This is a genomic window from Paenirhodobacter ferrireducens, from assembly GCF_004022265.1.
Taxonomy (GTDB): domain Bacteria; phylum Pseudomonadota; class Alphaproteobacteria; order Rhodobacterales; family Rhodobacteraceae; genus Rhodobacter; species Rhodobacter ferrireducens.
This window is the reverse complement of sequence record NZ_SAVB01000030.1, coordinates 40,325-48,463: the sequence shown is the minus strand read 5'-3', so window position 1 is coordinate 48,463 and position 8,139 is coordinate 40,325. Positions and strand designations below refer to the sequence as shown.

Annotated in this window: 7 protein-coding genes; all 7 read left to right on the top strand. The window is 69.0% G+C overall.

Annotated elements, in window-relative coordinates; all coding sequences use genetic code 11:
* Nucleotides 1-43 precede the first annotated feature (43 nt).
* Nucleotides 44-271, top strand: coding sequence for a hypothetical protein (locus EOW65_RS18640; protein ID WP_128152002.1), 228 nt, complete (start codon nt 44-46; stop codon nt 269-271).
* A gap of 2 nt (nt 272-273) precedes the next feature.
* Nucleotides 274-717, top strand: coding sequence for a hypothetical protein (locus EOW65_RS18635; RefSeq protein WP_128152000.1), 444 nt, complete (start codon nt 274-276; stop codon nt 715-717).
* A 113-nt stretch (nt 718-830) separates the two neighbouring features.
* Nucleotides 831-1,277, top strand: coding sequence for a hypothetical protein (locus EOW65_RS18630; protein ID WP_113900366.1), 447 nt, complete (start codon nt 831-833; stop codon nt 1,275-1,277).
* Nucleotides 1,278-1,312: 35 nt separating this feature from the next.
* Entirely contained in the window at nt 1,313-1,633 is a 321-nt protein-coding gene (locus EOW65_RS18625) for a hypothetical protein (RefSeq protein WP_128151998.1), read from the top strand.
* A gap of 39 nt (nt 1,634-1,672) precedes the next feature.
* The gene (locus tag EOW65_RS18620; RefSeq protein WP_128151996.1) at nt 1,673-6,271 is read left to right on the top strand and encodes a hypothetical protein; all 4,599 of its coding nucleotides are present in this window, start codon (nt 1,673-1,675) and stop codon (nt 6,269-6,271) included.
* Nucleotides 6,268-7,182, top strand: coding sequence for a hypothetical protein (locus EOW65_RS18615; RefSeq protein ID WP_128151994.1), 915 nt, complete (start codon nt 6,268-6,270; stop codon nt 7,180-7,182). Before EOW65_RS18620 ends, EOW65_RS18615 begins: the two co-directional genes overlap by 4 nt.
* Entirely contained in the window at nt 7,179-8,120 is a 942-nt protein-coding gene (locus tag EOW65_RS18610) for a hypothetical protein (RefSeq protein ID WP_128151992.1), read from the top strand. The genes EOW65_RS18615 and EOW65_RS18610 overlap by 4 nt, the downstream gene beginning before the upstream one ends.
* Nucleotides 8,121-8,139: the final 19 nt, after the last annotated feature.

The following is an 8,139-nucleotide window of genomic DNA, read 5'->3' as shown; positions in this document are numbered from 1 at the left end:
GGGCCCCGTCCGCGTGCGGGGCCTCGTCATTTGAGGAGGCGAGATGCCGAAAGTCACCAACCTGGGGAAGGGCGATCTGACCCTTCCGAGCGGGCACCTGCTGCCTGCCGGCAAGGCGGTCGAGATCCCGCAGCCGGTGCTGAGCACTGTCGACAACCACAACTTCCTGCGCGGCCGGCTGGCCGCGAAGACGATCGAGATCGTCGAGACCGAGGTCACGGCCCCGGCGAAGACCGCAACGCCCGAGACGGGCACTGAGAAGAAGGGCTGACCATGACCAACATGACCTACATCGGCGCGACCATCGAGGCGGCCGCGGGCAAGCCGGCGACGATCGACGCCGCGGGCTTCGGCGCGCTGAGCTTTGCCGAGATCGGCGAGATCCTCGAATGGGGCGAGATCGGCGACACCTCGGAAGACTCGACCGAGACCACGCTGAAGGGCCGGGTGATGCACACCAACGGCGCGGTCGATGGCGGCACGACCGACTTCACCTTCCTGCTGAGCGGCGCCGCCGACACCGGCCAGGCGCTGCTGATCGCGAAGAACAACACCAACGACGACGTGTCCTTCAAGATCACCGACCCGGACGGCGAGATCTCCTATTTCCACGGCAAGGTCGCGAATGTGCGTGACCGCGCGCGCAGTGCCTCGACGCAGAAGGGCATGACCGGGCAGGCCCGGATCAACTGCGCCGTCGTGCGCGTCGCCGCCTGAGCTCGCGCGCCCCGCGCCGGATCCGGCGCGGGGCAGGGCGCGGCCGCGGCTCCCCCGGGACCGGCCGTTTCCGCAGCCCCTCCCACACAGACAAGAGACAGAGGAAGAAGACGATGGATTTTGCCCAGTTCGACAGCCGCTCGGCGGCCGAGAAGCCCGGCCGCGTGCACCTGCTGCACCCGGTCACCGGCGCCGAGCTTTACGCCGACGCCGAGCAGACCAAGCCCTGCATCGTTCTGGTGCGCGGCACCGAGAGCCGCACGGCGCAGAAGGCGCTGCGGGCGGCGCAGCAGGAGCGGATGAAGGCGAAGCCGAAGAAGGACGTGCAGATGCTCGAGGATCTGCACGCGCAGATGGTCGACAGCGCCGTGCCGCTGATCGCGGGCTTCGAGAACGTCTCGCGCGGCGAGGCGGCGCTGACGCTGGCCGAGGACGATCTGCGCTGGTTCCTGAACCTGCAGATGGTGAACGGGCAGGAGGGCGAGCGCTCCTTCGTCGAGCAGGTGCTGGCCTTCGCCTCGCGCCGCGACAGCTACCTGGGAAACGCCGCGGCCGCCTGATCCTCTACGCGCGCCAGCTCGGGCACCTGCATTCGGTGCCCAAAAGCTGGAAGGTCTCGCGGCTGACCTTCGCGCAAAAGCGCGGCCGCGCGCTGCGCCTGCCCACGCTCGACGCCGGGCAGTACCTGATCGAGGCGATGCAGATCCTCGGGCCGATCCGGCCGGGGCTCGCCGAGGCGCGTGCCACCGACTGGCCCGAGATCGCGGCCTTCGCCCGGGCGACCGAGCGGCTGTCCGAGCCCTGGGAGATCGAGACGCTCGCGGCGATGTGCGCGGGCTATTGCGCGGCCCTGAAGGCCGGAGAGGACCCGCTGGCGATCGCGCCGGTGGATCTCGACGACAGCACGGCGGGCTGAGAGGCCCGCCGTTTCCCCTTGCATGATCGGATCCCCAACATGTCGGTGAGCAGCCCCGCAGCGATGCAGGCGAGCATCGGGCTCGACCTCTCGCAATACGAAAGCCGGTCGCGCACGCTGGTGGCGACGACGCAGCGAATGGCGGCGAACGTCAACCAGTCGATCGCCGGGATCTCGCGCACCGTCGCGGGCTCGGGGGCGGCCTTCGACCGGCTGCGCGCCTCGATCGACCCGGCCTTTGCGGCGACGCAACGCTATCGGCAGATCCAGCAGGATCTGGCCGCGATGGTGGAGCGGGGCGACGCGACGCAGCGCGCGGCGAACATCGCGCTCGAGCAGGCGGCGAGCCGCTACATGGGCGTCGCCACCGCGGCCGAGCGGGCGAAACAGGCCGAGCAGGAGCATGCCTCTGCGGTGGCACTCTCGACCGGGCAATACGAGGCGCTGCGGGCCTCGCTCGATCCGGTCTATGCAGCCTCGAAGCGCTATGAGGCGGCGACCGAGGCGATGACGGCCGCGGTCAGGAATGGCGCGATCACGCAGGGCCAGGCGAACCAGGTGCTGGACATGGCCGCGCAGAAGATGCTCGGCATCGCACCGGCGACGAAAGCCGCGGCCAGTGCCACCACGGCTGCCAGCACCGCGAGCCGGGGGCTCTTCGCGAGCGTCGGCGGCGGGCAGAACGCGATGAAGCAGTTCTCCTTCCAGCTGAACCAGGTCGCCCAGCAGGGCGCCGTGACCGGCAATTACATGCAGGCGCTGAGCGTGCAGGCCGCGGACATGCTGACCGTGTTCGGCCTATGGGGCATCCTTGCGGGCGGCGCCATTGCCGTGCTCGGCCCTTTGGCGATGAGCTTCTTCGGGGTGTCGGACGCGGCGCGTTCGCTCGACGATGTCATGGGGGACCTGTCCTCGTCGGTCGGGGATATCAAGGGCGCGATCGAGCAGGCGGCAATCCCGATGGCGGCGCTGCGCAAGGAATATGGCGACAGTGCAGAAGCGGCGAAGCGGCTGTATGACGTGCAGCTCGCGCTTGGTCAGCTGAAGGCGCAGAACGCCATGCAGGAGGCGCTCGAGAAAGTGCGCGCCAGCATGGGCGGGGTGATCGGTCAGGTCGATCTCTATCAGTCCCTGATGGCGCAGATCCCCGACAGCGTCATGGCCCAGAACCAGCAGCTCGGGCTTTCGAAGAACATCACCGAGGTTCTTGCGTCGAATTACGGGCTGACGCTCGACGGTGCCCTCAAGGCGGCCGGCGCTGCGCGGTCGATGTCGGAGGCCCTGAGGGCCGGCGACATGGATGCGGTGGCGCGATACGCTTCCGAGATGGCGTCATCGCTCGGCGCCGCGCGCGATGCGTCTGGCAAGATCCCGAAGGACGTTCTCGAGACGGCCGAGGCGGCGGGTCAGCTCGCGGTGAACGCGCTGCAATATGCGGGCTACACCGAGCAGGCCGAGCGGCTGGCGAGCGGCCTCGCAATCAACCTCGATGATGCGCAGACCGCGGCGCAGCAGCTCGCCTCGGCGCTGTCCTCGGCGGCGGCCTTCTCGGCCAGCCTCGACGCGCAGGTCGCCTCCATCGGTGTCGAGATCGAGGCGCTGAAGACCAAGGCGAATGCCGCGAATGCGGTGATGGTCGCGGGGCTCGAGGCGCGGGCGCAGGCAAACCGGAACGCGGCGGTGGTGGCCGGAGAAGACCTGCTCATCGCCAATGCTCGCTACGCCACCGACATGGCGCAGATCGGCACCCTCAAGGATCTGCTCGCCCAGAAGGAACAGCTGATCGAGAGCAACCGGACCGAGGCGCGCTCGGCCGGGTCGGCGACGCGCGCGGCCGAGCGGCTGGCGCGGCAGCACGAGCGCGAGCTCGAGGCGCTGCGGGCGTCGCTCGATCCGCTCGAGGCCTACCGGCAGAAGCTCGCGAAGCTGGTGCCGTTGCAGGCGGCGCTGTCGCAGGACGAATTCGCGCAGGCGGTCCGCAATCTGAACGTCGAGCTCGCCGACAGCCTGCCGCTTGTGGGCGATCTGTCGGACGCGATCTCGACCGGCTTGGTCGACGGGTTTTCCGGCGGGCTGAGCTCGATGACGGATGCGCTCAAGTCCTGGCTCAAGCAGGCGATCGCGCTGGCGATGAAGAACCAGATCGTCATCGGCATGGGGCTCACCGGCTCGGTCTCGGCCGGCGGCACCGCGGCCGCGGCGGCGACCGGCAGCGCGCTGTCCGGGATCGGCACCGCCTTCTCGGCGATCTCGCTCGGCATGAGCAATTTCGCGGGCTCGATCATGTCGGCCGCCTGGGGCTCGATCTCGGGCGCCTTCTCGGCCGGGCTCGCCGGGCTCTCGACCTCGGTCACCACCGCCTTCGCGAACCTCACCGGCAACGTCGGCGCCCTGATCAGCGGCAGCGGCAGCTCGATCGCCGCCTCGCTCGGTGCACTCGGCTCGGCCATCGGCGCCATCGCCGCCCCGATCGCGATCATCGCGGGGCTGGTCAGCTTCTTCGGCACCAAGACGAAGCTCCTCGATGCCGGCATCAAGACGGTGATCTCCGACACCGACGTGCTCGTCTACACCTACAAGAAGGTGAAGAAGTCGAAGTACTGGGGGCTCAGCTCCTCGAAGAAGACGACCACGACGCTCGCATCCGACGAGGTCGCCGATCCGATCACCCGGGCGATCCAGAGCACGCAGGCCTCGATCCTGTCGATGGCCTCGGTGCTGGGCATTGCGTCGGACACGTTCGACAATTTCGCCTATGAGCTGAAGGTCTCCACAAAGGGCTTGTCGGACGAAGAGATCGGCAAGGCGCTGGCCGCGGCTCTGTCGGATGCGGCCGATGCCTATGCGCTGATGATCGGCGGGCTCGATGATCTGATTGCGCCCGGCGAGACCGCGACCGAGGCGCTCACCCGGCTCAGCACGGCGCTGACCACGGTCACCGGTGCCTTCGACACGCTCGGCTACTCGCTGCGCTATTCCGGCCTCGCCGGCGCGGCGGTGTCCTCGGCGCTTCAGGATCTGCTCGGCGGGGCCGACGGCTTCACCTCGGCGGTCTCGACCTATTGGGGCACCTTCTACTCGGCGGCCGAGCAGCAGGCGATCCTGACCCGGCAGGCGACGACGGCGCTGGCGGCCTACAATGCCGCACTGCCGCGCTCGCGCGACGAATATCGCGCGCTGATCGACGCGCAGGATCTGACCACCGAGGCGGGGCGCAAGCTCTGGGCCGCGCTGGTGGGCATGGCGGGCGTCATGGACCAGATCCTGCCGACGGTGTCCGACCTCACCGCCGAGCTCGAGACCCTGCTCGGCGCGGTGTCGACGAACCTCGATGCGACGATCAGCGCCGTGACCGAAAGCCAGCGGGCGGCGGCAACGGCGGCGGGGAACTGGGCCAAGGCCGCGGAGACGATCGGCGACTTCATCCGTTCGATGCGCTCGACCTCGGGCGCGCTGGTCTCGCCGGCACAGGCGCTGAGCGCCAGCCGGGCGCAGTATCAGGCCGGGCTCGCCTCGGCGCTGGCGGGCGATCTCGACGCGGTGACCGGGCTGACCGGCGTCGCGCAGACCTACCTCGACAATGTGGGGAGCACCGCGGGCACGGCGGTCGAGCTCGCGCTCGCGCAGGCGCGGGTGCTCGCGGATCTCGGCACGGTGCAGGGCACCTCCGGCGCCGAGGGGGCACGCTGGGAGGTGATGCAGGGGCTTTATCAGGATCAGGTCGACCTGATGACCGAGGTGCGCGACGCCATCGCCGCGGGCAATGCGCTGAGCGAGGCGCAGATCGCCACGCTGAACGCCCGGCTCGGCACGCTCGACGGTGCCCTCGGGGCCGCCTCCGGGGCCGACGCCGCGCCGATGGTGGCGCTGCGGAGCGCGCTCGAGGCTCTGGCGACGGCGGTCGAGGCCGAGACGGCGCGGGCGGCGCGCGAAACCGCGGTGACGCGCCTCAACACCTATGCCGCCGGTCTGACGGCGGATGCGAGCGGGGCGTATTTCGTGACCGACGCGGACCTTGCCGAGATGGCGCGGCTGATCGGCTATGACAGCACCGGCAAGACGGCAGACCAGATCCGCCAGTCGGTCGCGGGCTATGATGCTGCGGACCTGGTCGGCAGCACGATCTATGACCCGACCGGGAGCCGGGAGGCGGCCTATCTGGCGTCACGCGCGCCAGCAGCCGCGCCGGCCGCGCCGGCGCTGTCCCGCGCCGATTATGCGTTCAGCACGCGCTCAGTCTCCGGCAGGGACAAGACCGCCGTCACCGGCCCGCTCGGGACCGAGCGGATCTACAACAGCTATTGGCAGGCACTTGGCGACGTCGAGGCCGATATCGCGCGGGGCATCCCATCTTTCGCCCGCGGCGGCACCCACGACGGCGGCCCGGCCTATATCGGCGAGAACGACCTCGAGCTGGTCGCCCCCTCGCGGGTCTACAACCCGTCCGAGACGCGCTCGATGCTCGACAACCGGCAGGTGGTCGAGGAGTTGCGGGCGCTGCGCGAGGAACTGCGGGCGCTCAAGGAAGAGAGCCGCCAGCTCGGCCTGCAGACCGCCGACAACACGCGCAGCATCGCGAAGATCACCCGCAAATGGGATGTGATCGGGCAGCCGCCCGTCCAGGGGAGCACCGCATGAGGATCATCGAGCCGATCACCATCACCGAGGCGATGATGCTGACATCGAATGTCGCGGAAACCGACGCCCCCGCCTGGGATGCGGCGGCGAGCTACAGCGCCGGGGATCCAGAGGCCGATATCGCCGCCGATCGGGTCGTGCGCGGCCATGCGATCTATCAGGCGGTCGCCGCCAGCACCGGGTGCGATCCGCTCGCCGACGCCGCCAGCGCCTTCTGGGTCCGCCGCGGCGCGACGAACCGCTGGCGGGCGTTCGATCGGCTGATCTCGGACCCGGTGACACAGTCAGGCGACATCACCTATCGGCTGCAGCCCGGTCGTCGCGTCGATGCCATCGCCTTCTTCGGGGTATCCGCCGCCTCGATCCGCATCACGGTCACCGATCCCGCCGACGGCGTGACCTATGACCGGACCCATGGTCTCGTCGACAACAGCGCCGTCACCGACTGGTGGTCGTATTTCTTCGAGCCGGTGATCATCGTCGATCATGACGTGTCCGAGGGCATCCCGGCCTATACCGGCACGCAGATCGACATCACCCTGTCCTCGGACGGCCTCACCGAGGTCGGGCAGATCGTCCTCGGCCAGTCGCAGGTGCTCGGGGAAACGCTGACCGAGACCGGGATCGGCCTCGCCGATTTCTCCGCCAAGGACCGGGATGATTTCGGGAATTTCGTCATCGTGCCCCGCCCGTATTCGGACGCCACGAAGTTCCACTTCAGCTTCCCCACCGGGGACGCGCGCCGCATCCGCAAGATCCTCGCGGGGCTGCGCGCGATCCCCGCCGTCTATTACGCCGGCGACGAGACGGGCCGTTTCGGCACCACCGTCTACGGCTTCTTTCAGGATTTCTGGATCCCGCTGACCACCGCGGTCAGCTTTGGCAACCTTGAAGTGGAAGGCCTCACATGACACTGCCCACGATGACCCCGCCGCCCGCGGCACCGAGCCGGAACAACCCGGATAAATTCCCGGCCGAGGCCGATGCGATGATGGCCTATTTCGCGCCCTTCGTGGCCGGGCTCAACAACCTGGTGTCCGGCCTCAATACCCTCTCCGCGCAGCTCCTTGCGGCCGCCGCCGCCGCAGATGCCTCGGCATCGGCCGCCAGCACCTCCCGGACCGGAGCCTCGACGGCGGCGAGCACGGCCACCTCCGCAGCGGCGGCGGCCGCAGCCGCACGCGACGCGACGCTCGCGGCCTATGACAATTTCGACGACCGCTATCTCGGCGCCAAATCCGCGGCGCCCGCGGTGGACAATGACGGCGCGGCGCTGATGGCGGGGGCGCTCTATTTCGACCGCACCGCCGAGAAGATGATGCTCTGGACCGGCTCGGCATGGGTGGCCGCCTATGTCTCGGCGGAAGGGCTGCTCACCGCGGCGAGCAACCTGTCGGATCTGGCCAGCGCCGCGACCGCCAGGACCAACCTCGGGCTCGGCATTCTGGCGACCAAGAGTCCCGCCAATTACAAGCTGTCGGATGCCCTCTGGACCGGCGGAACCTCCACCACGCAGGGCATGCCCACCCCGGCGCAGGTCGCGGCGGCCGTGCAGGCTCTGGCGCCGCCCGGAGTTGGCGAGGGGCAGACATGGCAGAATGTCGCCGCGAGCAGGAGCATCGGGACTGCCTACCAAAATACTACCGGGCGCCCCATCACGGTGCTGGTTCAGGGGGGCAACAGCGGATCCGGATCGCTCCAGATTTCTGCTGATGGTGTCAGCTATTTGATTGTCGCGGAAGTCGGCGGCTCGCAATACATCCAGGTATCCGCCGTGATCCCCTCCGGGCATTACTACAAGGTGATCGGGACGAGCATCAACAACGCGCGGTGGTGTGAGCTGCGCTGACCGGCACCAGCGGTCCCGG

Excerpts from the sequence above, each read along its gene's own strand:
- EOW65_RS18615 (WP_128151994.1), top strand. The coding sequence starts at position 6,268 with ATGAGGATCATCGAGCCGATCACCATCACCGAGGCGATGATGCTGACA.
- EOW65_RS18620 (WP_128151996.1), top strand. The coding sequence starts at position 1,673 with ATGTCGGTGAGCAGCCCCGCAGCGATGCAGGCGAGCATCGGGCTCGAC.
- EOW65_RS18640 (WP_128152002.1), top strand. The coding sequence starts at position 44 with ATGCCGAAAGTCACCAACCTGGGGAAGGGCGATCTGACCCTTCCGAGC.
- EOW65_RS18630 (WP_113900366.1), top strand. The coding sequence starts at position 831 with ATGGATTTTGCCCAGTTCGACAGCCGCTCGGCGGCCGAGAAGCCCGGC.
- EOW65_RS18635 (WP_128152000.1), top strand. The coding sequence starts at position 274 with ATGACCAACATGACCTACATCGGCGCGACCATCGAGGCGGCCGCGGGC.
- EOW65_RS18610 (WP_128151992.1), top strand. The coding sequence starts at position 7,179 with ATGACACTGCCCACGATGACCCCGCCGCCCGCGGCACCGAGCCGGAAC.